Here is a 22,656-nt window from a genome sequence, read left to right on the forward strand (position 1 = left end):
CAGGCGCGTCACCGGTCCGGAGCCCCGGGCCCTTCGCCGGGGCCGAGCCCCGCTCCCCGCCGCAACGGCGACCAGCCACACGTGCGCAACCCGGCGGTGCCCAACCGGCCCCAGGCCGCCGGGCACCGCCGGACACGCCCGTAGGGGCTGATCACCGCCGCGGCGGAAGACAGGGGCGGGCCCCACCCCTACCACCAGCCGGGCCGGCACCCCTCCCCCGCCGCAACGGCGCGCAACCACATGGCCGCAACCCGGCGGTGCCGAACCGGCCCCAGGCCGCCGGGCACCGCCGGACACGCCCGTAGGGGCTGATCACCGCCGCGGCGGAAGGTGCGTCGCCGGGCCGGCGGCTCGCCCTTGGGGCGCCGGCCCGCCGGCTGCGCCGGGCGCGGGCCCCGGGGCGTGGTCGCCCCGGAAGTCAGCGCGGCCGACGCGTCAGCGAGGCCTCGGAACCGGGCGGCGGCCCAGGAGGTCGGCCAGGCCCTGGCGGGTCGCGGCGACGAGGACGCGGTCCTGGCGCCGCAGCACGTAGTCGCCGGGCAGATCCCGTAGCAGGACCGTCTGCCGCCCGGACGCGTCCGGCCGCACCATGGTCAGCCCGAGCACCCGCCACGCCCCCGGCGCGAACGCGTCCGCGGCGGCGCGCCCCTCCAGCCCCGCGTGCCCCACGACCTCGATCGCGGCGATGAGGACGACGCTCCGCTCCACCGGCACCGCCCCCAGGATCTGACGCCCTATCATCGCGCTGGCGAAGGCCGGGGCGACCAGGAACGAGACGCTGCGGCTGCGCGTCCACGCCCGCGGGTACGTGTCGCGCAGGGTGCGGTAGACGGCCTTGGCGAAGCGGTCGTCGTAGAGCCGCATGACCACGCGGACGTCGGGCTTGACGGCCCGCGCGTACAGCGCGGCCTCCAGGTTGGTGATGTCGCTGCTGGTCAGCGCCATGAGCGTGCCGCTCTGGCCGATCTTGGCGGCCTCCAGGACGCCTTCCTCGGTGACGTCGCCGATGATCGTGGGCACGCGCAGGGAACGGGCGACCGCGACACCGCGCGCCTGCGGGTCGCGCTCGACGCAGACGACGGGGATGCCGAGCTCGCGCAGCCGGGCCAGCACACGGGTGCCGATCTTGCCGAGCCCGAGCAGCACCACGTGCCCGGAGAGGCCGCGCCGCGGGCGCCGCAGCGTGGAGGCGGAGCGGAAGGTGCCGAGGCCTTCCAGGGCGGCGGCCACGAGCAGGGGGAGCAGCAGCAGTCCGGTGAAGCCGGAGAGGAGCTGGAGGATCTGCCGGCCGTGGCCCTCGTGGATCGCGGGGTCGTTGATCGCGAAGAGGTCGAGCAGCGACAGGTAGACGGCGTGCGTCGGGTTGTTGCTGCTGACGCTCCAGGACGCGACGGCCAGCCCGCACACGGCGGCGATCAGCAGCCCGAGGGCCCAGCGCAGGCGCCGGGAGAAGAACGAGCCGAGCGGCAGGCCGCGGACGGTGGGCCGGCTCGGCGGCACGGACGGCACGTCCATCGGCACCGCCTCCAGGACGACCCGGGAGCGCCCCTCCGCGCCCGGCGGCGGCACGGCGCCGGGCAGCAGCAGGGGCCCGTCGGCCTCGGGACCGTAGGCGTCGGCGGGCCGCTGGGCCGGGGCGAGCAGGGCGACGGTGCACAGCTCCTGCGGCCGCCCGGGGGCGTCCGCCAGGGGCGGCCGCTCGGCGGCTCTCAGGAGCCTGCTGCCGACGTCGAAGACCCGGCTGTGCCCGGAGACGGCGGCGGTGACGAGGACGGGGGCGGCGGTGTCCGCGTCCGACAGGACGGTGGTGGTGGCGTCGGTGACGGGCTCGGCGTCCGACGTGGCGGCGGCCAGCAGGGCGGCCTGGTCGAGGACTTCCTCCAGGTGCTGGCCGAGCCGCCGGTTGTAGAGGCGGATGACGAGCCGGACGCGCGGGTTGAGGCGGCGGGCGAGCAGGGCCGCCTGGACGTTGGTCTCGTCGTCGTCGTAGACGAGGGCGAGCGCGGTGGCGTGGGCCACCCCCGCCTCGGCGAACGCCTCCTCGCCGGGCTCGGCCGCCTCCACGACCCGTACGAGGCCACTGCCGGCGGGGGCGGTGCCGTTGCGGTCGGGGGCGCCGGCGCGGCCGACGACTCCGGTGACACGCCCGAACAGGGCCGCGGCGCGGCCGACCATGGGCGCGGGGCGCCGCCGGGCCTCGCGCGCCGGCGGCAGGACGACGGTGACGCGCTCGCCGTACACGCCGGAGAGCTCGGCGGCGAGCCGGTGCACGAGCCCGTCGTCACCGCACACCACCATGTGCGGTGCGTCCGGCGTGACTTGGGGCTGCTGGTTCAGTGTGGCCACACCGTCAGCCTGCCCTGCGCCGGTCGAACATTCACCGGAATTGGTACGGAGATACGGGGCATACCGGATCGGCGGGGCCGGAGCACAACCCTCCACCCCCGGAACCCGCCCCTCCACGGACCGCGCTCCGGAGCGCACGCCCGCCGCGTCTCCGGAGCACCCGCCCGCCACGCACCGCGGCCCGCCCTCTCACAAGGAGAGGGCGGGCCGCATGTCAGTTCGCGCCGGGTGTCACTGCTTCCCGCCGGTCCCGGCGAGCTCCCGCAGGGCGATGTTCAGCTTCAGGACGTTGACGCGCTCCTCGCCCATGAAGCCGAGGACGCGGCCGTCCACGTGGTCCTCGACGAGCTTCTCGACCTTGTCCGCCGGCAGGCCGTTGGCCTCGGCGACGCGCTTGGCCTGGAGCCGGGCGTACGCCGGCGAGATGTCCGGGTCGAGGCCCGAGGCGGAGGCGGTCAGCGCGTCCACCGGTACGGCCGACGGCTCGACGTGGTTGAACGCGGCGGCGTCCGCCCGCCGCTGCTTGACGGCGTCCAGCAGGGTCTTGCTGTCCGCGGCCAGGTTGGAGGCGCCGGAGACGATCAGCTTGTACCGGGTGTTCTCGGCGTTCGGGCCGGCCGCCGACGGGCGGGGCTGGAAGAACTTCGGGTCCGGCAGCGGGTTGCCGTCCTTGTCCTTCTTGTCGAGCGTGTAGCTCTGGCCGAGCCGCTCGGAGCCCACGGACTTGCCGTCCACCGTGACCTCGGAGCCGTTGGCCTTGCCGTGGAAGGCCGCCTGGGCGATGCCGGTGACGACCAGCGGGTAGATCACCCCGCAGACCACCGTGAGGACGAGCAGGGCGCGGAGCCCCGCGCCGACCAGGCGGGCCGTGCTGCGTACGGAGTTGTTCATGGTGACGTCACCCGATGCCAGGGATGAGGGAGATGAGCAGGTCGATGATCTTGATGCCGATGAACGGGGAGATCAGGCCGCCCAGTCCGTAGATCAAGAGGTTGCGCCGGAGCATGGCGTCCGCGCTCATCGGCCGGTAGCGCACGCCCTTGAGGGCGAGCGGCACCAGCGCGACGATGATCAGCGCGTTGAAGATGACCGCCGAGAGGATGGCCGACTCGGGCGAGGACAGGCTCATGATGTTGAGCTTGTCCAGGCCGGGGTAGGCCACCGCGAACATCGCCGGGATGATGGCGAAGTACTTGGCGACGTCGTTGGCGATCGAGAAGGTCGTCAGGGCGCCGCGCGTGATGAGCAGCTGCTTGCCGATCTCGACGATCTCGATGAGCTTGGTGGGGTTGGAGTCCAGGTCCACCATGTTCCCGGCCTCCTTGGCGGCCGAGGTGCCGGTGTTCATGGCCACGCCCACGTCGGCCTGCGCGAGCGCGGGGGCGTCGTTCGTGCCGTCGCCCGTCATCGCCACGAGCTTGCCGCCGGCCTGCTCGCGCTTGATGAGCGCCATCTTGTCCTCGGGCGTCGCCTCGGCGAGGAAGTCGTCGACGCCGGCCTCCTCCGCGATGGCCTTGGCCGTCAGCGGGTTGTCACCCGTGATCATGACGGTCTTGATGCCCATGGCGCGCAGCTCGTCGAACCGCTCGCGCATGCCCTCCTTGACGACGTCCTTGAGGTGGATGACACCGAGGACGCGGGCGCCCCGGGCGTCCTCCACGGCGACCAGCAGCGGGGTGCCGCCGGCCTGGGAGATGTCGTCGGTGAGCGTACGGGCGTCCTCGGCGACGGTGCCGCCCTGCTCCTCGACCCAGGCGAGGACCGAACCGGTCGCGCCCTTGCGGACCTTGCGGCCGTCCACGTCGACGCCGGACATCCGGGTCTGGGCGGTGAAGGGGATCCACTCGGCGCCCACGAGCTCGCCCTCGTGGCGCTCGCGCAGGCCGTACTTCTCCTTGGCGAGGACGACGATGGAGCGGCCCTCGGGCGTCTCGTCGGCGAGCGAGGAGAGCTGGGCGGCGTCGGCGACCTCGGCGGCCGTGGTGCCCTTGACGGGCACGAACTCGGCGGCCTGGCGGTTGCCGTAGGTGATGGTGCCGGTCTTGTCGAGCAGCAGCGTCGAGACGTCGCCCGCGGCCTCCACCGCGCGCCCGGACATCGCCAGGACGTTGCGCTGCACCAGCCGGTCCATGCCCGCGATGCCGATCGCGGACAGCAGGGCGCCGATGGTGGTCGGGATGAGGCAGACCAGCAGCGCCGCCAGGATGATCATCGACTGCTCGGCGCCCGCGTAGATCGCGAACGGCTGGAGCGTGATGACGGCCAGCAGGAAGACGATCGTCAGCGAGGCGAGCAGGATGTTCAGCGCGATCTCGTTGGGCGTCTTCTGCCGGGCCGCGCCCTCGACCAGGTTGATCATGCGGTCGATGAAGGTCTCGCCGGGCTTCGTCGTGATCTTGATGACGATGCGGTCGGAGAGGACCTTGGTGCCGCCGGTGACCGCCGAGCGGTCGCCGCCGGACTCGCGGATGACCGGGGCCGACTCGCCGGTGATGGCCGACTCGTCGACGGAGGCGACGCCCTCGACGACGTCGCCGTCGCCCGGGATGATGTCGCCGGCCTCGCAGACGACCAGGTCGCCCACGCGCAGGTCGGTGCCGGGCACCGACTCCTCGGTGTCGCCGGCGAGGCGCCGGGCCACCGTGTCGGTCTTGGCCTTGCGCAGCGTGTCGGCCTGGGCCTTGCCGCGGCCCTCGGCGACCGCCTCGGCCAGGTTGGCGAAGAGGACGGTCAGCCACAGCCACACCGTGATCGCCCAGCCGAACCACGAGCCGGGGTCCTTCAGCGCCAGCACGGTGGTGACCACCGAGCCGATCAGGACCACGAACATCACCGGGGCCTTGACCATCACCCGGGGGTCGAGCTTGCGGAAGGCGTCCGGCAGCGACTTCAGCAGCTGGGCCGGGTCGAAGAGGCCGCCGGAGACCCGGCCGGGATCCGGGGAGCCCTGCGGGCGGGCCTCCTCCTCGGACGCGGTACGGACAGGGGTGGTCGTGCTCATGAGAGTCCCTCCGCCATCGGGCCAAGGGCCAGGGCCGGGAAGTAGGTCAAGCCGGTGATGATGAGGATCGCGCCGACGAGCAGGCCCGCGAAGAGCGGCTTCTCCGTGCGCAGGGTGCCGGCGGTCTCGGGGACGGGCGTCTGCTCGGCCAGCGAGCCGGCCAGCGCCAGGACGAAGACCATCGGCAGGAAGCGGCCGAGCAGCATGGCGAGGCCGATCGTGGTGTTGTACCAGGGCGTGTTGGCGTTCAGGCCGGCGAAGGCGGAGCCGTTGTTGTTGGCGCCGGAGGTGAACGCGTAGAGGACCTCGGAGAAGCCGTGGGCGCCGCTGCCGTCCACCGAGTTGCCCTTGACGTTCAGGATCGACTCGGGCGGCCCGGACAGCGCCATGGACAGGGCGGTGAAGCCCAGCACCAGGGTCGGGGTGATGAGGATGTAGCACGCGGCGAGCTTGATCTCGCGGGTGCCGATCTTCTTGCCGAGGTACTCGGGCGTCCGGCCGACCATCAGGCCCGCGATGAAGACCGCGATGATCGCCATGACGAGCATGCCGTAGAGGCCGGAGCCGACGCCGCCGGGCGCGATCTCGCCCAGCATCATGCTCAGCAGCGTGATGCCGCCGCCGAGGCCGGTGTAGGAGGAGTGGAAGGAGTCCACCGCGCCGGTCGAGGTGAGCGTCGTGGTGGTGGCGAAGATGGCCGAGGCGCCGACGCCGAAGCGCTGCTCCTTGCCCTCCATCGCGCCGCCCGCCGCCTGGAGCGCGGGACCGTGGTGCGCGTACTCGGTCCACATCATCAGGGCGGTGAAGCCGAGCCAGATGACGCCCATCGCGGCCAGGATCGCGTAACCCTGCTTGACGTTGCCGACGAGCTTGCCGAAGGTCCGGGTCAGCGCGAAGGGGATGACGAGGATCAGGAAGATCTCGAAGAGGTTGGAGAAGGCGTCGGGGTTCTCGAACGGGTGGGCGGAGTTGGCGTTGAAGTAGCCGCCGCCGTTGGTGCCGAGCTCCTTGATGACCTCCTGCGAGGCCACGGCGCCGCCGTTGACCTGCTGGGTGCCCCCGGCGAGCTGACCTATCTCGTGGATGCCGGAGAAGTTCTGGATGGCGCCGCAGGCGACCAGGACGACCGCGCCGACCACCGAGAGCGGCAGCAGGATGCGGACGGTGCCGCGCACGAGGTCGGCCCAGAAGTTGCCGAGCTCGCCGGTGCGCGACCGGGCGAAGCCGCGGACGAGCGCGACGGCCACGGCCATGCCCACGGCCGCGGAGACGAAGTTCTGCACGGCGAGGCCGAGCGTCTGGACGGCGTGGCCCATGGCCTGCTCACCCGAGTACGACTGCCAGTTGGTGTTGGCGACGAACGAGGCGGCGGTGTTGAACGCCTGGTCCGGGCTGATCGCGGTGAAGCCCAGCGACAGCGAGTCGGGCAGGACGCCCTGGATCCGCTGGAGCAGGTACAGGAAGAGGACGCCGACGGCGGAGAACGCGAGGACGCCGCGCAGGTACGCGGGCCAGCGCATCCCGGCGTCCGGGTCGGCGCCGATGGTGCGGTAGATCAGCTTCTCGGCGCGCAGGTGCTTGCCGGAGCTGTAGACCCCGGCCATGAAGTCGCCGAGCGGGCGGTACGACAGCGCCAGCGCCGCGATGAGCGCGAGGAGCTGGAGGACTCCGGAGAGTACGGGGCTCATATCTGTGCTCAGAACCTCTCCGGGAAGACGAGGGCGAGGATCAGGTAGCCCAGCAGGGCGACGGCCACGACCAGGCCGACGATGTTCTCGGCAGTCACAGCTTCGTCACCCCCTTGGCGACGAGAGCCACCAGCGCGAAGACCGCGAGCGTGGTGACGACGAAGGCCACGTCGGCCATCGTGTGCTCCTAGAGAGGGTTCGGATATGAACGGACCATCACAGGAAACCGTTCGCGGACCCTCCCGGGCGCTCCGTTGACGCCCTCTATACGGCCATTAGCGCCCCCTTGACGGAATCCATATGGATCCGCCTTTGACCTGCAAAAACGCCGCTGGGCCGCAACCCCGGTCAGGGGTTGCGGCCCAGCGGAAGGCCGTAATCCAGCCGCCGGCGAGGGTGTTCGCCGGTGGCTGCGCGCGTCCGTCAGCGCACTTCGGTGATCTCCGGACCGCGCTCCAGGCGGTCCACGCCGCCCGCGAAGCGCGAGCGGTCGTCGTCCGTCTGCTGGAGGCCCTCGGCGACCATCTGGGCGTCCTCGGGCAGCTTCAGGACGATCGGGTCGCGGGGAGCCATCGGGGACTCGCCGCGGACGACGACGGTGTCCCGGAAGATCTGCTCCAGCAGGCCGGCGGTCTGCGGCTGCACCGCGCCCTGGCCGGAGATCACGCCGCGCAGGAACCAGCGCGGCCCGTCGCACCCGATGAAGCGCACCATCTGCACGCCCTGCGTGCCGTCCGGCAGCGCCACGGGCACCTGGGCCCGCAGCTCCCAGCCGAGCGGCCCCTGGACCTCGTCCACGACACCGCCCTGCTGGGTGATGCCGGAGGCGATCTCCTCGCGGACCTCGCCCCAGATGCCCTCGCGCTTGGGGGCGGCGAAGCCCTGGAGCTGCACGGCGCTGTCGCGGAGCACGACGGTGGCGGCGACGATCGCGTCACCGGCGACCTCCACGCGCAGCTCCATGCCCTCGACGCCCGGCACGAACAGGCCGCCCAGGTCGACCCGGCCCTCGGCGGGGTCGCGGACCTCGGAGAGGTCCCACGGCCCGTCGGGGCGCGGCTCCGGCTCCAGCCGGACCCGGCTCCCGGCCTCGGAGTCCGACGCGGCCGGCGACTCCTCAGCCAAATCCTCGGAGGTCACGTCGTCGGGACGGGAGTCCTCGACCACGTCCTCACTGCGCTTGCGGCGACGACCGAACACGTCACTGTCCTTCCCGGTCGCTGGCGACCGAAGCGAATCCATACCCCACGGCAGCGTGGCCACCGGTGGACCCGAAGCCCCCTTCGGCCCGTGCCGAGCCCGGAAGCTCCGCGACCTCGTGGAAGCGGACCTTCTCTACTTGCTGGACGACCAACTGGGCGATGCGGTCGAACCTCTCGAACCGGACGGTCTCCCGCGGGTCCAGATTGACCACAATCACCTTGATCTCTCCACGGTACCCGGCATCGATGGTCCCCGGGGCATTCACCATGGAGACTCCGCACCGGGCGGCGAGGCCCGAACGCGGGTGCACGAAGGCCGCGTAGCCGTCCGGCAGCGCGATGGAGACGCCCGTCGGCAGCACCATCCGCTCCCCCGGGGCCAGCTCGGCGGCCTCGGTGGTCACGAGGTCGCAGCCGGCGTCACCGGGGTGACCGTAGGAGGGGAGGGGCACCTCGGGGTCCACTCGGCGGATGAGGACGTCCAAGGGTTGACGCGTCACGGGTTCACCTCGAAAGCTCGCGCGACCTTCACCTGGTCGGGGTTGGCCAGCGTGGCCTGGATCTCTGCGGGACGGCCGTGCTCGATGAAGTGGTCGACCTTGACCTCGACGAACACCGCTTCGGCGCGGAGTGCGAGCGGGCCCTCGGGCCCGCCGATCCGGCCGGTGGCCGCGGCGTAGATCTTACGGCCGTGCACGGCCGTCACCTCGGCGTGCAGGTGGAGCACGGTGTCCACGGGCACGGGCAGCAGGAAGTCGGTCTCCAGCCGGCCGGTCACCGCGATCACCCGCAGCATCCAGCCCAGCGAGCCCAGCGTCTCGTCCAGCGCCGTCGCCAGCACCCCGCCGTGGGCGAGGCCGGGGGCGCCCTGGTGCGCTTCCTTGACCCGGAACTCCGCGGAGACGCACACGCCGTCGCCGGCCCGCACCTCGACGTGCAGCCCGTGCGGGACGCCGGGGCCGCAGCCGAAGCAGTACTCGTAGTGCGACCCGATGGTCTCGCCGGGCGCGGGCGCGTCGGGGTGCCGCACGGGGGGCACGGCCCCGTCCGGCGGCGTCGGCGCTGTCGTTCGTCCACTCACAGGGGCTGACCTTACCCGCGCGGGCGGGGCCCGGTCCCGCTCGTGTCAAGCTTGGGCCCATGCAGGCTTACGAAGAACGTCTGACCGCGCCCCGTTCCTGGTGGTTCATCGCGGTTCTGACCGGGGTGGCGATGGCGCTGATCCTGCTGCCCCTGGGGACGGTGCCCATGCTCGCCGGCCTCGTGGGCGGCGGCGCCCTGGCGGCCACGGCGGTCAGCTCGTACGGCTCGGTGCGCATCCGCGTGGTGGGCGGCGCGCTGGTCGCGGGCGACGCCCGGATCCCGGTCAAGGCGCTGGGGACGCCGCAGGTGCTGGACGCCGAAGAGGCCCGCGCCTGGCGCACGTACAAGGCCGACACCCGCGCCTTCATGCTGCTGCGGGGCTACGTGCCCACGGCGCTGCGGATCGAGATCACCGATCCGTCCGACCCGACGCCCTACGTCTACCTCTCCACGCGCTCCCCCGAGCGGCTGGCCGCCGCGCTGACGGCGGTACGGGCTTCCTGACGGGCTTACGGGCTTCCCTGGCGCAGTGGTGGCAGTACGGGCTCGCTGAGGGGGCTTCCCGGCGGGTTCGACGGCTCTCCCGGCGGTACGGGAAGGGCCGGGCCCCGGGCCCGGCCCAGAGGCCGCTACAGGAGCGGAAGAGGGCCCTCAGGGCCCTCGGGGAGCGCCTCCCACGGCACCTGCCGAGCGCGCAGGTCCTTGCGGACCTTGGCCGCCAGCCTTCTGGTGTCGCGGCGGTTCATCACCGCACCCACGGTCGCGCCGATCATGAAGGGCGTGAGGCTGGGCAGATTGCGGAACGTGCGCTTGAGGATCTGCTGGCGCAGCTCGCGCTTGAGCTGGCCGCCCAGGGCCGCGTTGACGGTGGTGGGGGCCGTGACGTCGATGCCGCGCTCGTCAGCCCAGGCGGCCAGATAGGCCAGGGAGCGCTGCCGGAGGTTGCCGGGAGCCCTCAGGCCGTACACCTCGTGGAGCTCGGCGATCAGCTTGAACTCCACGGCGGCGACGCCGGCGATCTCCGCCGCCAGTTCGGCGGGCATCGCGGGCGGCACCGGCAGCATCGCCGCGGCACCGACTCCGGCGCCCACCGTGGAGGTGCCGTGGGCCGCGCCCGCCACCAGCTTGTCGGCGAGCTCCTCCGGGCCGAGGCCCGGGAACTGGGCCCGCAGCGTCGCGAGGTCCCGCACGGGGATGCGCGGGGCGTTCGCGATGATCCGGTCGGCAAGGGCGGTCAGGCCCGCCCGTGCTCCCCGGCCGCCCTTGGCGGCGCCACGGCCGACCGCGGCGGCGAGCGAGGCCGTGCGGCCCCGCTCGACGTGATTGCCGGCCGTGTCACCAGGGGCGGATGCGTCCTGCCGTGCGGCGTCCCCGCCGGGCCCGGTGGTCAGTTCGGGCTGCCGGGAGCGCCGCTTCCGGAACGGGGTCGAGCCTGCCATCGCAGACCCGGTCCTCAGTCGCAGTCGCGGCAGATCGGCTGGCCGTTCTTCTCGCGCGCCAGCTGGCTGCGGTGGTGCACGAGGAAGCAGCTCATGCAGGTGAACTCGTCGGCCTGCTTGGGCAGGACCCGGACGGCCAGCTCCTCGTTGGAGAGGTCCGCGCCGGGCAGCTCCATGCCCTCCGCGGCCTCGAAGTCGTCCACGTCTACGGTCGACGCCGACTTGTCGTTCCGGCGGGCCTTGAGCTCTTCAAGGCTGTCCGAGTCGACGTCGTCGTCGGTCTTGCGTGGGGTGTCGTAGTCCGTTGCCATGTCGCTCTCCCCCTCTGGGTGTCTGCGGTGTCTCCAGCGCACGTAACGCGTGAGAGGCCGGACTTGTGCCCGACCCGAGGCGGAGATTTTGCCTCACATCAAGGTCTGTTACTCAATCGACACCCAACCGCACACCTGAAGAGGTGATGGGGTTGGATGGCGAACCGGACCGTACACGGTCCGGATGCCGCATGCGGATGCGCCATCACGTGTACTTCCCGTGATCACGACCAGCAGAAACCCCCATTTTCCCGGCGTTCCGGCGAGTCCATTGATCACGGAGAGTGGATGGCCGGAAGTTTGCGTGTGTGAGCGATTCCACACATCCACAGCAAGGGGCGGAACGTGAAAATTCCGCCCAAAGCGAACCTACGGCCGCCCTATTCTCGCAGAAATTTTCAGGTGGGCAGGACCACTCTCATGATCAACCCGCCTCCCTCGCGCGGCACCGCGGTGATCCGCCCGCCGTGCGCGCGGGCCACCGAGCGCACGATCGAGAGCCCCAGGCCGACGCCCTTGTCGCTGCCCGTGCGCTCCGTACGGAGCCTGCGGAACGGCTCGAAGATGTTGTCCAGCTCGTACGCGGGGACCACCGGGCCGGTGTTCTCCACCACCAGCACCGCCTGCCCCGGCTGCGCCTCGGTGGTGACCTCGACCCAGCCGTCCGGGGCGTTGTAGCGCACGGCGTTCTGCACGAGGTTCAGCGCGATCCGCTCCAGCAGCACGCCGTTGCCCTGGACCACGGCGGGCTGCCGCGTGCCGCGCAGCTCCACGCCCTTGCCCTGGGCCTCCGAGCGCGTCTGGTCCAGCGCCCTGGACGCCACCTCGGCGAGGTCCACGGGCTTGCGGTCGACGATCTCGTTGTCGCTGCGGGCGAGCAGCAGCAGGCCCTCCACCAGCTGCTCGCTGCGCTCGTTCGTGGCCAGCAGCGTCTTGCCGAGCTGCTGGAGCTCCGGCGGCGCCCCGGGGTCGGAGAGGGTGACCTCCAGCAGCGTGCGGTTGATCGCGAGCGGCGTGCGCAGCTCGTGCGAGGCGTTGGCCACGAACCGCTGCTGCGCGGTGAAGGCCCGCTCCAGCCGGTCCAGCATCTCGTCGAAGGTGTCGGACAGCTCCTTCAACTCATCCTCCGGCCCGCCCAGTTCGATGCGCCGGGAGAGGTCGGTGGCGGCCACCCGGCGGGCGGTCCGCGTCATCTTGCCCAGCGGCGAGAGGACCCGGCCGGCCATGGCGTAGCCGAAGGCGAAGGCGATCACGGCGAGGCCCAGGAGGGCCAGCAGGGAGCGCTTGAGGAGGCCGTCGAGGGCGATGGCCCGCTGGTGCTCCATGCACAGCCGCAGGCCGTTCATGAAGGCGTCGCTGTTGGTCGCGGAGCCCTGGGGCAGGCTCCGGCAGCTGGCACTGGTCTCGACGTTGGCGTTGAGGATCCGGAACGGCAGCTGGTTGCCCTGGGTGAGGGCGTCGGCCGCCAGCAGATAGATGATCGTCAGCAGCAGCACGCCCGCCATCAGGAACATCCCGCCGTACAGCAGGGTCAGCCGTATCCGGATGGTGGGGCGCAGCCAGGGGAACGGGCGCACGACGGGCTGCCGCGGGTCCCAGGTGGGCTTGGGGGGCGCTGCGGGGGGTGCGGGCGCGGGGGAGGTGGACATCAGGGTCAGATCCGGTATCCGGAGCCCGGCACGGTGACGATCACCGGGGGCTCGCCGAGCTTGCGGCGCAGGGTCATCACGGTGACCCGGACGACGTTGGTGAAGGGGTCGGTGTTCTCGTCCCAGGCCTTCTCCAGGAGCTGCTCGGCCGAGACGACCGCGCCCTCGCTGCGCATGAGGACCTCCAGGACGGCGAACTCCTTGGGGGCGAGCTGGACCTCCCGGCCGTCGCGGAAGACCTCGCGGCGGTTGGGGTCGAGCTTGATGCCGGCGCGCTCCAGGACGGGCGGCAGGGCCACGGTCGTGCGGCGGCCGAGGGCCCGCACGCGGGCGGTGAGCTCGCTGAAGGCGAAGGGCTTGGGCAGGTAGTCGTCGGCGCCGATCTCCAGGCCCTCCACGCGGTCGCTGACGTCGCCGGAGGCGGTGAGCATCAGGACGCGGGTGGGGATGCCGAGCTCGACGACCTTGCGGCACACGTCGTCGCCGTGGACGAGGGGCAGGTCGCGGTCGAGGACGATCACGTCGTAGTCGTTGACGGCGATGCGCTCCAGAGCGGCGGCACCGTCGTACACGACGTCGACCGCCATGGCCTCCCGGCGCAGTCCGGTGGCGACGGCATCGGCGAGCAGCTGCTCGTCCTCGACGACGAGTACGCGCACGGCGTTGATCCTTCCCTTTGGGCCCGGGCGGGCAGGCTGGAGATACCCCTGTGGGTTCCTCCATCCTGCCTCGAACCTCGGTAAACCGGCTGTAAGGGGCGCCGGGGCCGACCTGCCGGCCGGTCGTTCCGGATCGCCGCCGGGGTGCGGCTCCGAGCTGTTTCCGGTCCGCTCGTGGATTGGTTCCGGACGGGAGGTTTCCCCGCGCATGGGGCTGGGGAAGACGTCTGCACACCCGCGATCACGCCCAGTGGCGGCACGCCACTACGGCACGCCCGCCCGATCCAGGGGCAGGGGCGCGATCGATTCGCCGTCGGCACACCCCCGTGCCATCGACCCACGACGAGGGGGCGCAGCACCATGGACGCGTTCACCGCTGGCATTCTGCAGCGCATAGAGACCACCCGCAGCGACCGGGACCAGGCCCGCAAGCTGGGCGATGAGTACACGGCCGAGGTGGAGCAGTCCGCCCTGGACGATCTCCACCGCCTGGCCGCGGAGCACGGCGTCAAGGTCTCGGCCGCCTGATCCTGATCCGGCGGCGACGCCCCGGCACCCACGTGGGTGCCGGGGCGTCGTCATGCCCGGGGGAAGGCCCCTGAGGGCCCTGGGAGGGGCGCTCAGCCCTGCCAGGCCCCCAGCTCCTCCAGCCGGCCTTGCAGCCGCTCGAAGAGGGCCGGCGGGGCCGCCACCGTGAGCTCCGTGGAGGCGGGCTCGCCCGGGCGGCCGCCCGTCAGTGCCCCGGCCTCGCGGGCGATCAGCGCGCCCGCCGCGTAGTCCCAGGGGTTCAGGCCGCGCTCGTAGTAGCCGTCGAGCCGGCCGCAGGCCACGTCGCACAGGTCGATCGCGGCCGACCCGCCGCGCCGGATGTCGCGCACCTGCGGCAGCAGGGAGCGCAGGACCTCCGCCTGGGCGGCGCGGCGCGAGGCGAGGTAGCCGAAGCCGGTGCCGATGAGGGCCTGGTCGAGGCCGGGCGCGGGCCGTACGGCCAGCCGCCGCTCGCCCAGGAAGGCGCCCTGGCCGAGCACCGCGTGGTAGGTCTCGCCGCGCATCGGGGCGGCCACGACGCCGACGACGGCCTCGCCGTCGATCTCGGCGGCTATCGACACGCACCAGGACGGCAGGCCGTAGAGGTAGTTCACGGTGCCGTCGACGGGGTCGATGACCCACCGGACGCCGGTGCTGCCCTCGCTGCTGGCGCCCTCCTCCCCCAGCAGGCCGTCGCCGGGGCGGCGCTCGGCGAGGAAGCCGGTGATCAGCTTCTCGGCGGCGATGTCCATCTCGGTGACGACGTCGATCGGGCTGGTCTTCGTCGCGGCGACGCCCAGGTCCGCCGGGCGGCCGTCGCGGAGCAGCGCTCCGGCGCGGCCGGCGGCCTCAAGGGCTACGGCCAGGAGTTCTGCCTTCAGAGTGTCGCTCACGGTGCTGGTGCTCCTTGGACGGATTGGACGGAAAGGGCGGGCGTACGGGAAGGGTCAGGCGTACGGGCTGTCGGCTCCGGCGGCGGCCGGGCGAGGGGCCCTGGCCGGGCAGCAGCCGACGGGACAGAGGTCGTGCGAGGGGCCGAGGGCCCCCAGGGCGCACCGCGCGGGGTGCTCGCCGCGCTCGGTCGCGGCGCGCTCCAGGACGAGCTCGCGGACGGCGGCGGCGAAGCGGGGGTCGGCGCCGACGGTCGCCGCGCGGGCGACCGGCAGGCCGAGCTCCGCGGCCTTGGCGGTGGCCTCGGTGTCGAGGTCGTACTTGACCTCCATGTGGTCCGAGACGAAGCCGATGGGGACCATGACGACGGCAGGGACGCCGGCGGCGTGGGAGGCCTCCAGGTGGTCGCAGATGTCGGGTTCGAGCCAGGGGATGTGCGGGGCGCCGCTGCGGGACTGGTAGACGAGCTGCCAGGGGTGCTCCCGGCCGGTCTCCGCGCGGACCGCCTCCGCGATCGTGCGGGCCACGTCGAGGTGCTGGGCGACGTAGGCGCCGCCGTCGCCGTGGCCCTCCGCCGGGCCGGAGGAGTCCGCGGCGGCGGTGGGGATGGAGTGGGTGGTGAACGCGAGGCGGGCGCCCTCGCGGACGGCCTCGGGCAGCTCGGAGAGGGCCGCGAGGACGGCGTCGGCCATGGGGCGGACGAAGCCGGGGTGGTTGAAGTAGTGCCGCAGCTTGTCGACGCGGGGCGGGGTGACGCCCTCGGCCTCCAGGGCGGCGAGCGCGTCCGCGAGGTTCTCGCGGTACTGGCGGCAGCCCGAGTACGAGGCGTAGGCGCTGGTGGCGAGGGTGAGGACGCGGCGCCGGCCGTCGGCGGCGATCTCGCGCAGGGTGTCGGTCAGGTACGGCGCCCAGTTGCGGTTGCCCCAGTAGACCGGGAGGTCGGTGCCGTGCTCGGCGAACTCCTTGCGCAGGGCGCCGAGCAGCGCCCTGTTCTGGTCATTGATGGGGCTGACGCCGCCGAAGAGGAAGTAGTGCTGACCGACCTCCTTGAGGCGCTCGCGGGGGATGCCGCGCCCGCGCGTGACGTTCTCCAGAAAAGGAACGACGTCGTCCGGGCCCTCGGGACCGCCGAAGGAGAGCAACAGCAGGGCGTCGTAGGGGGCGTGCGCTGGCTGATCCGACATGAGTCCGATCCTGCCACTCGTCACTGACCGGCAGGAAATGGCGGTGCGCCGCACAAACGTACCCCCGTAAGCTGTATCAGCCACCTACATCCCTTACGGCACCCTCGATCCGTCCCGTCCCCGACCTCCCTGGGAGCCGTCGTTGTCCAGTCCGTACCGCGCGATCTTCGCCGTCCCCGGAAGCAAGGGCTTCTCGGCCGCCGGCCTGCTGGGCCGGATGCCGCTGTCCATGTTCGGCATCGGCGTGGTCACGATGGTCTCCCAGATCACCGGCCGCTACGGCCTGGCGGGTGCCCTCTCGGCCACCCTGGCGATCTCGGCGGCCGTGGTCGGGCCGCAGATATCCCGGCTCGTCGACCGGCACGGGCAGCGCCGGGTGCTGCGCCCGGCGACGCTCGTGGCCCTGGCCGCCGCCGTGGGGCTGCTGCTGAGCGCGCAGCAGCGCTGGCCGGACTGGACGCTGTTCCTCTTCTCGGCGTGCTGCGGGTGCGTGCCGAACGTGGGCTCCATGGTGCGGGCCCGCTGGGCGGCCCTGTACGGAGGCAGCCCGCAGCTCCACACGGCCTACGCCTTCGAGTCCGTCGTCGACGAGGTGTGCTTCATCGTCGGCCCGATCCTGTCGATCGGGCTCTGCACACAGTGGTTCCCGGAGGCCGGCCCCCTGCTGGCCACCTGCTTCCTCGCGGTCGGGGTGTTCTGGCTGACCGCGCAGCGCGGCACCGAGCCCGAGCCGCACCCGCAGGCGAAGGGGGCGCGCGGCGGTGCGCTGCGCTCGCCCGGCCTCCAGGTCCTGGTGGTGGCCTTCACCGCGACGGGCATGATCTTCGGCACCTGCGACGTGGTGACCGTCGCCTTCGCCGACGAGCAGGGGCACAAGAGCATGGCGAGCGTGGTGCTCGCGACGTACGCGCTGGGCTCCTGCGCGGCGGGGGTGGTTTTCGGACTCCTGCCGCTGAAGGGGGAGCTGGCCCGCCGCTGGCTCCTGGGCGTGTGTGCGATGGCCGTGAGTATGATCCCCCTCCTACTGGTCGGGAGCCTGCCGTTCCTGGCCGTGGCGCTCTTTGTCTCGGGGCTGTCGATCGCGCCGACCATGGTGTCGACGATGGCCCTGGTCGAACAGCACGTACCGCGCGCGCAGCTGACCGAGGGCATGACCTGGACGAGCACGGGGCTCGCGGTCGGCGTGGCGCTGGGGTCGTCGGCCGCCGGCTGGGTGGTGGACACCCGCGGCGCGGCCGCGGGGTACGAGGTGTCCGCGGTGGCGGGGGCGCTCGCGGCGGCGGTCGCGCTCCTGGGGTACCGCCGGCTCCGCACGCAGGCAGAGCAGCGGCCGGGGGCACCTGTGCCGCAGGCAAGGGGAGGGTCTGACGCGCATGACGGAGACGACCGGAACGACGGCCGGCACGAAGGCCGGGACGAGCGCAGCAAGGGCATCGTCGCCTAGGGCGGCCGGATCGCCCCCGTGGCGCAACTGGGCGGGGAACGTCAGCGCCCGCCCCGCGCGCACGGCGGCCCCGGCGACCGCCGGGGAGGTCGCGGCGGCGGTCGTCCGGGCCGCCTCGGACGGCCTGAAGGTGAAGGCGGCCGGCACCGGCCACTCGTTCACCGCAGCGGCCGCCACCGACGGCCTGCTGCTGCGCCCCGAGCGCCTTACGGGCCTGCGCGCGGTCGACCGCGCGGCGGGCACCGTGACGGTGGGGGCCGGCACCACGCTCCGGCAGCTGAACGAGATGCTGTCCGCGCACGGCCTGTCGCTGGCCAACATGGGCGACATCATGGAGCAGACCGTCTCCGGCGCCGTCAGCACCGGCACCCACGGCACCGGACGCACCTCGGCCTCGCTCTCGGCCCAGGTCCGCGGCCTGGAGCTGGTCACCGCGGACGGCTCGGTGCTCGCCTGCTCCGCCGACGAGAACCCGGAGGTCTTCGCGGCCGCCCGGCTGGGGCTCGGCGCCCTCGGAGTGATCACCGCGCTGACCTTCGCCGTGGAGCCGGAGTTCCTGCTCCGGGCCCGCGAGGAGCCGATGCCGCTCGACCGGGTTACGGCCGAGTTCGACCAGCTGGTCGCCGAGAACGAGCACTTCGAGTTCTACTGGTTCCCGCACACCAGCAGCTGTGTCACCAAGCGCAACAACCGCAGCGCGGGCCCCGCCGCCCCGCCCGGCCGGATCGGCGCCTTCGTCGAGGACGAGCTGCTCTCGAACGGTCTCTTCGGCGCCCTGTGCGCCGTGGGCCGCGCCGTCCCCGCCGCGATACCGGGCATCGCCCGCATCGCCGGCCGCGCCCTCTCCGCCCGCACGTACACGGACGTCCCGTACAAGGTCTTCACCAGCCCGCGCCGGGTCCGCTTCCTGGAGATGGAATACGCACTGCCGCGAGAGGCCGCGCTGCCGGCGCTGCGCGAGCTGCGGGCCGCGATCGAGCGCTCGCGGCTGCGCGTGGCCTTCCCCGTGGAGGTCCGCACGGCTCCGGCGGACGACATCCCCCTGTCCACGGCCTCCGGCCGGGAGACCGCCTACATCGCCGTGCACATGTACCGCGGCACGCCCTACCAGGCCTACTTCCGGGCCGCCGAGCAGATCATGACGGCGCACGGCGGCCGGCCGCACTGGGGCAAGCTGCACAGCCGCGACGCGGGGCACCTCGCGGCGGCGTACCCGCGCTTCGAGGAGTTCACCGCGATACGGGACCGGCTGGACCCGCAGCGCGTGTTCGGCAACGACTACTTGCGGCGCGTGCTGGGGGCGTAGACCCCACCCCCACAAGTGCACCCCGCGCCCCGTAAGGGGCGCGGGGCTGTATCGATCTGCGGCTCCGCCGCGCGGGCGCGACCAGCCACACACGGCCCGCAGCCGAGGGAGCACCCGGCCGGGCCGCGCCCTACGAGACCGTGCCGGCCGAGGCCGCGCCAGCCGCCGCGTTCTGGCCCTGAGCCGGCGGCTTGGGCGTCGTCTGCCCACCCGTGGCGCCGGCCCCGCTCGTGCTGCCGCCCTTGCCGTCGCCGCCCGTGCCGCCGTCCGGGGACGTGGACGGGTTCGGCGAGGGGTCCGGCTTGGTGCTGGGCGTGGAGCCGCCGGAGGACGGGGACGTCGACGGGTCGGGCGACTGCTTGCCCGGGTCGCCGCCCTGGCGGGACGCGTCCGGGTCCGGCGTGGAGCCGGTGCCCCCGCCGGGCCGGTGCTGCTCGCCGCTGTCGCCGTCACCGTCGCCGTCGTGGGAGCGGCCGGGACCCGGGCTCCGGTCGGGCGCCGGGTCCTGCTTCTTCTGCGACTTCCCGCCGTCGAAGATCTGGCCGACCGTGGTCGAGCCGCCGCCGTCCGCGCTCGAACCCTTGACCAGCTCGACCGCGGTGACCGTGCCCATGGCGAGCACGAAGACCGCGCCGGCCGCGATCAGGGGGCGCTTCCAGCCGCGCACCCGTGTGCCGTGGGTCGTGGCCGGGGTGTACGTGTCGGTGTACGGGCCGGGGTGCGCGGCGGCGTGCGTGTCGCCGTACGCAGAGGAGTGTTCGTCGGCGCGCGCCCCAGGATGCGCGCCCGCGTGCGCGCCACCAGGCTCCGGCGCCTGTCGCCCCGTGTACACCAGCCGTGTCGCCGCGTCGCCGTCCGCCGCGGGCAGCATCTGCGTCGCATCGGCCTGCGGGAGCGCGCGGGTCGCGTCGTCGTGCGCTGTACCCCGGCCGGCGGGCCCGCCGCCCCGTACGGCCGCGGCCGCACGGCTGACCGCCCGGCCCGCGTCCTGCACGGGCACCTGGCGCATGGTCGGCTTCGCCGACTGCGCGGTCGCCTCGCGGAGCTGTTCCCCGGTCCGCTTGAACAAGTGCTGGAAGATCGTGCCGCCCGAGGTGGCCACGACGCTCACGACACCGGCGCCGATGACCGTGCCGTACACCCCGAGCTTGCCCGCGAGCAGTGCGGCGATCACCGCCGCGAGGGCGCTGCCGGCGACCTGCGCGAGGCTCAGGTCCAGACGCTTGTTCTTCGCTTTTGCCTCGCTTTCGCCTTTGTCGTCCATCTCCTGCCTCTGTGTAGCCCTTGGGTCTGCCTTGTAGCTAGAAGAGACATTCGAGCGTAACGAACAGTTCCGAATCTGGCGATTGTGTGAACCTCGACACCCGTGCAAGCGGCTCCGCACTCGATAGGTACGATCAACTCCCTTCTCCCGCGTGAACTTCGATGGCGCGCCATTCCACCCCCAGTGGCCCGAATGGAGTACTGTGGCGAGCCCTGGCCCCGGTGTCCCGTCCGGCTGCCCGGACCCAACGGGCGGGGCCCCAGCGGCTCTCACCCCCGTCAACTCGGCAATGTTGTGGCAGGCTGCACCCGGGCAGGCCACACTCGACTAGCGGAAGCAGCGACGCACGTGACGTCGGCAGGCACCACCCGGGAGGTCCCCATGCCCGAACTGCGTGTCGTGGCCGTCTCCAACGACGGCACACGGCTGGTGCTCAAGGCTGCGGACAGCACGGAGTACACCCTTCCCATCGACGAGCGGCTGCGCGCCGCCGTGCGCAACGACCGTGCGCGCCTGGGGCAGATCGAGATCGAGGTGGAGAGCCATCTCCGCCCCCGCGACATCCAGGCGCGGATACGCGCGGGAGCCTCCGCGGAGGAAGTCGCGCAGCTCGCGGGCATCCCCGTCGAGCGGGTGCGGCGGTTCGAGGGCCCGGTCCTGGCCGAGCGCGCGTTCATGGCCGAGCGCGCCCGCAAGACGGCCGTGCGCCGCCCCGGCGAGAACACCGGCCCGCTCCTCGGCGAGACCGTGGCCGAGCGGCTCATGCTGCGCGGGGCCGAGAAGGACACCGCGCAGTGGGACTCCTGGCGCCGGGACGACGGCACGTGGGAGGTCCTGCTCGTCTACCGGGCGGCAGGTGAGCCCCATGCGGCGAGCTGGTCGTACGACCCGCCGAGGCGGATCGTTCAAGCGATGGACGACGAGGCCCGCGCGCTCATCGGCGAGACCGACGACACGCCCGAGCCGAGCTTCCCGTTCGTGCCCCGGATCGCCCGGCTGCCCCGGGACCGGCCCCTCGACCGGTCGCTGGACCGGCAGCAGGCGTCGTCCGGCCCTCCGGCCCCGCCTGAGCCGGAGGCCGAGTCCGCAGAGGAGCCCGGCAAAGAGCGGGATTCGCTGACGAGCCTGCTCGAAGCGGTGCCCAGTTTCCGCGGTGACATGGTCGTGCCCGAAACGGCTTCGGCCGCGGCCGCGCAGGCCGCTGACGAATCGTCCGAGGTGCCGGAGGCCGTCGAGCCGCCGGCACCGGCCGCAAGTGCGGGAGCCGCGTACGCGGACGTCCTCATGCCGCGGTCCGTGGCCGGTCACCGCGACCGGCTGACCGGCACGACGGACCGTCAGGCCGAGGCGGACGGGGTCCGGCCGGGCCGGCGCGCGGCGGTCCCCAGCTGGGACGAGATCGTCTTCGGCACCCGCCGCAAGAAACAGGAGTAACGCCTACGAGAGTGACTCCCCGTCAAGCCCCCGGCTCCGTCCGGGGGCGTCGGCGGCAGCGCGCCCGGCCCGAAGCCGGGCCGGAAGGCCGTACATGCGGCCGGCTCGGCACCGCCGGTCCGCGCCGCGGGGGTTTTCCACCGCCGCGGCGGAAGAGAACGCGGGCGCCCGGCACCCCTCGTACGCGCGGTCGGCCCGGCATCGCCGTCCGGCTGCGCGTAGGGAAGCAGACGCCCGGCATCCTCCCGCTGCCGCGGCGGCGCTCGACCACGACGGTCCTGCCCGGCGGTGCCGTCCGGCCCCCGGCACGGGAGCACGCGCCGGACCGCCGGGCCACCGGCTCAGCCCGGCTGCGGGCCCGTGGCGACGGGGCGGGACGGGTCGGAGGACCACTCGCTCCAGGAGCCGACGTACAGCGCCGCCGGAATCCCCGCCACGGCCAGCGCCAGCACCTCCTGTGCCGCGGAGACCCCCGAGCCGCAGTAGACACCCACCTCGGTGCCGTCCGCGGCCCCCAGCGCCGCGAAGCGGGCCGCCAGTTCGGCGGCGGGGCGCAGCAGCCCGTCCTCGGCCACGTTCTCCGTGGTCGGTGCGGAGACCGCGCCCGGGATGTGGCCCGCGACGGCGTCGATCGGCTCGGCCTCGCCCCGGTAGCGCTCCCCCGCCCGCGCGTCCAGCAGCAGCCCGCGGCGGGCCAGCGCCGCCGCGCCGTCCGCGTCGAGCAGCGGCAGCGCCCCCGGCGCGGGGACGAAGTCGCCCTCGCGCACGGCCGTCCGCCCGTCCGTGACCGGCCCGCCCTGCGCCCGCCAGGCGGCGAGTCCGCCGTCGAGGACCCGTACGGACGGGTGCCCGGCCCAGCGCAGCATCCACCACGCCCGCGCGGCCGCCCAGCCCTGGCCCCCGTCGTAGACGACGACGTCGCCGGAGGAGCCGACGCCCGCCCGGCGCATCGCCGCGCCGAAGACGGCGAGGTCCGGCAGCGGGTGCCGGCCGTCCTTGCCCGCGGGCCCGGCGAGCTCGCCCTCCAGCTCGACGTAGACCGCGCCGGGAATGTGCCCCGCCTCGTACTCGGGCCGCCCGGGCGGACCCCCGAGCTGGTAGCGGACGTCCAGCAGGACCGGCGGCTGCCCGCCCGCCGACGCGGTCATGAGTTCGACTGCGGTGATGATGGCATTCATGGCCCCCATCCTGGCGTAGTCGGACGTGCGGTCAACCGGCCTCTGGCGG

21 protein-coding genes are annotated in these 22,656 nt (G+C 73.1%); 5 read left to right on the top strand and 16 right to left on the bottom strand.

Translation table 11 applies throughout. The features are described 5' to 3' along the window. Positions 1 to 435 precede the first annotated feature (435 nt). The 8 genes from D7231_RS15160 to D7231_RS15195 form a co-directional block, all read right to left on the bottom strand. A complete protein-coding gene (locus tag D7231_RS15160) occupies positions 436 to 2,298 on the bottom strand; it encodes an NAD(P)-binding protein (protein WP_120755933.1) in 1,863 nt (620 codons plus the stop codon). A 279-nt stretch (positions 2,299 to 2,577) separates the two neighbouring features. After that, positions 2,578 to 3,237: a potassium-transporting ATPase subunit KdpC gene (gene kdpC, locus D7231_RS15165; RefSeq protein ID WP_120755934.1), complete on the bottom strand. Its 660-nt coding sequence runs from the start codon at positions 3,235 to 3,237 to the stop codon at positions 2,578 to 2,580. Positions 3,238 to 3,244: 7 nt separating this feature from the next. Next, positions 3,245 to 5,347, bottom strand: coding sequence for a potassium-transporting ATPase subunit KdpB (gene kdpB, locus D7231_RS15170; RefSeq protein ID WP_120755935.1), 2,103 nt, complete (start codon positions 5,345 to 5,347; stop codon positions 3,245 to 3,247). Further along, positions 5,344 to 7,035, bottom strand: a complete 1,692-nt coding sequence (gene kdpA / locus D7231_RS15175; protein WP_120755936.1) for a potassium-transporting ATPase subunit KdpA — start codon at positions 7,033 to 7,035, stop codon at positions 5,344 to 5,346. Before kdpA ends, kdpB begins: the two co-directional genes overlap by 4 nt. Positions 7,036 to 7,043: 8 nt before the next feature. Then, positions 7,044 to 7,133 carry a K(+)-transporting ATPase subunit F gene (gene kdpF, locus D7231_RS15180; RefSeq protein ID WP_043188605.1) on the bottom strand — a complete coding sequence of 30 codons (90 nt, stop codon included), beginning with the start codon at positions 7,131 to 7,133 and terminating at the stop codon, positions 7,044 to 7,046. Between the two features lie 325 nt (positions 7,134 to 7,458). After that, positions 7,459 to 8,235 carry a DUF3710 domain-containing protein gene (locus D7231_RS15185; protein WP_241999722.1) on the bottom strand — a complete coding sequence of 259 codons (777 nt, stop codon included), beginning with the start codon at positions 8,233 to 8,235 and terminating at the stop codon, positions 7,459 to 7,461. 1 nt (position 8,236) lies between these two features. Beyond that, complete coding sequence (gene dut, locus D7231_RS15190; protein ID WP_058042151.1) at positions 8,237 to 8,737, bottom strand: dUTP diphosphatase; 501 nt, start codon at positions 8,735 to 8,737, stop codon at positions 8,237 to 8,239. Next, positions 8,734 to 9,318 carry a PaaI family thioesterase gene (locus D7231_RS15195; protein ID WP_120755938.1) on the bottom strand — a complete coding sequence of 195 codons (585 nt, stop codon included), beginning with the start codon at positions 9,316 to 9,318 and terminating at the stop codon, positions 8,734 to 8,736. Before D7231_RS15195 ends, dut begins: the two co-directional genes overlap by 4 nt. Positions 9,319 to 9,377: 59 nt before the next feature. Between D7231_RS15195 and D7231_RS15200 the strand changes: the two genes are divergently transcribed. Continuing rightward, positions 9,378 to 9,824, top strand: coding sequence for a DUF3093 domain-containing protein (locus D7231_RS15200; RefSeq protein ID WP_120755939.1), 447 nt, complete (start codon positions 9,378 to 9,380; stop codon positions 9,822 to 9,824). 125 nt (positions 9,825 to 9,949) lie between these two features. Here the strand turns inward: D7231_RS15200 and D7231_RS15205 are convergent, their stop codons facing one another. From D7231_RS15205 to D7231_RS15220, 4 genes are all read right to left on the bottom strand, one after another. Further along, positions 9,950 to 10,759, bottom strand: a complete 810-nt coding sequence (locus D7231_RS15205; RefSeq protein WP_120755940.1) for a hypothetical protein — start codon at positions 10,757 to 10,759, stop codon at positions 9,950 to 9,952. 14 nt (positions 10,760 to 10,773) lie between these two features. After that, a complete protein-coding gene (locus D7231_RS15210) occupies positions 10,774 to 11,070 on the bottom strand; it encodes a DUF4193 domain-containing protein (RefSeq protein WP_030366107.1) in 297 nt (98 codons plus the stop codon). A 398-nt stretch (positions 11,071 to 11,468) separates the two neighbouring features. Beyond that, complete coding sequence (locus D7231_RS15215; RefSeq protein ID WP_120755941.1) at positions 11,469 to 12,719, bottom strand: sensor histidine kinase; 1,251 nt, start codon at positions 12,717 to 12,719, stop codon at positions 11,469 to 11,471. 5 nt (positions 12,720 to 12,724) lie between these two features. Next, positions 12,725 to 13,378 (bottom strand): response regulator transcription factor, encoded by a 654-nt coding sequence (locus D7231_RS15220; RefSeq protein WP_030368611.1) that lies wholly within the window; start codon positions 13,376 to 13,378, stop codon positions 12,725 to 12,727. A gap of 360 nt (positions 13,379 to 13,738) precedes the next feature. On the opposite strand from D7231_RS15220, the gene D7231_RS37035 reads away from it, so the two are divergent. Beyond that, complete coding sequence (locus D7231_RS37035; RefSeq protein ID WP_194960225.1) at positions 13,739 to 13,906, top strand: hypothetical protein; 168 nt, start codon at positions 13,739 to 13,741, stop codon at positions 13,904 to 13,906. A gap of 92 nt (positions 13,907 to 13,998) precedes the next feature. Here D7231_RS37035 and D7231_RS15225 read toward each other — a convergent pair whose 3' ends face one another. Together D7231_RS15225 and D7231_RS15230 are read right to left on the bottom strand one after the other, a co-directional pair. Continuing rightward, the gene (locus D7231_RS15225; protein ID WP_120755942.1) at positions 13,999 to 14,799 is read right to left on the bottom strand and encodes an inositol monophosphatase family protein; all 801 of its coding nucleotides are present in this window, start codon (positions 14,797 to 14,799) and stop codon (positions 13,999 to 14,001) included. A 54-nt stretch (positions 14,800 to 14,853) separates the two neighbouring features. Further along, on the bottom strand, positions 14,854 to 15,981 hold the full coding sequence (locus D7231_RS15230; RefSeq protein ID WP_120755943.1) for a ferrochelatase: 1,128 nt from the start codon (positions 15,979 to 15,981) through the stop codon (positions 14,854 to 14,856). A 142-nt stretch (positions 15,982 to 16,123) separates the two neighbouring features. On the opposite strand from D7231_RS15230, the gene D7231_RS15235 reads away from it, so the two are divergent. Together D7231_RS15235 and D7231_RS15240 are read left to right on the top strand one after the other, a co-directional pair. Further along, positions 16,124 to 17,425, top strand: coding sequence for an MFS transporter (locus D7231_RS15235; RefSeq protein WP_120755944.1), 1,302 nt, complete (start codon positions 16,124 to 16,126; stop codon positions 17,423 to 17,425). Further along, positions 17,355 to 18,731: a D-arabinono-1,4-lactone oxidase gene (locus D7231_RS15240; RefSeq protein WP_120755945.1), complete on the top strand. Its 1,377-nt coding sequence runs from the start codon at positions 17,355 to 17,357 to the stop codon at positions 18,729 to 18,731. The genes D7231_RS15235 and D7231_RS15240 overlap by 71 nt, the downstream gene beginning before the upstream one ends. A gap of 130 nt (positions 18,732 to 18,861) precedes the next feature. Here D7231_RS15240 and D7231_RS15245 read toward each other — a convergent pair whose 3' ends face one another. Continuing rightward, positions 18,862 to 19,995, bottom strand: coding sequence for a hypothetical protein (locus tag D7231_RS15245; protein WP_120755946.1), 1,134 nt, complete (start codon positions 19,993 to 19,995; stop codon positions 18,862 to 18,864). 381 nt (positions 19,996 to 20,376) lie between these two features. On the opposite strand from D7231_RS15245, the gene sepH reads away from it, so the two are divergent. Continuing rightward, positions 20,377 to 21,429 carry a septation protein SepH gene (gene sepH, locus D7231_RS15250; RefSeq protein WP_120755947.1) on the top strand — a complete coding sequence of 351 codons (1,053 nt, stop codon included), beginning with the start codon at positions 20,377 to 20,379 and terminating at the stop codon, positions 21,427 to 21,429. A 341-nt stretch (positions 21,430 to 21,770) separates the two neighbouring features. Here sepH and D7231_RS15255 read toward each other — a convergent pair whose 3' ends face one another. Then, on the bottom strand, positions 21,771 to 22,607 hold the full coding sequence (locus D7231_RS15255; RefSeq protein WP_120755948.1) for a sulfurtransferase: 837 nt from the start codon (positions 22,605 to 22,607) through the stop codon (positions 21,771 to 21,773). Between the last annotated feature and the right edge of the window lie 49 nt (positions 22,608 to 22,656).

The organism is Streptomyces klenkii (assembly GCF_003626645.1).
Classification (GTDB): Bacteria; Actinomycetota; Actinomycetes; order Streptomycetales; family Streptomycetaceae; genus Streptomyces; species Streptomyces klenkii.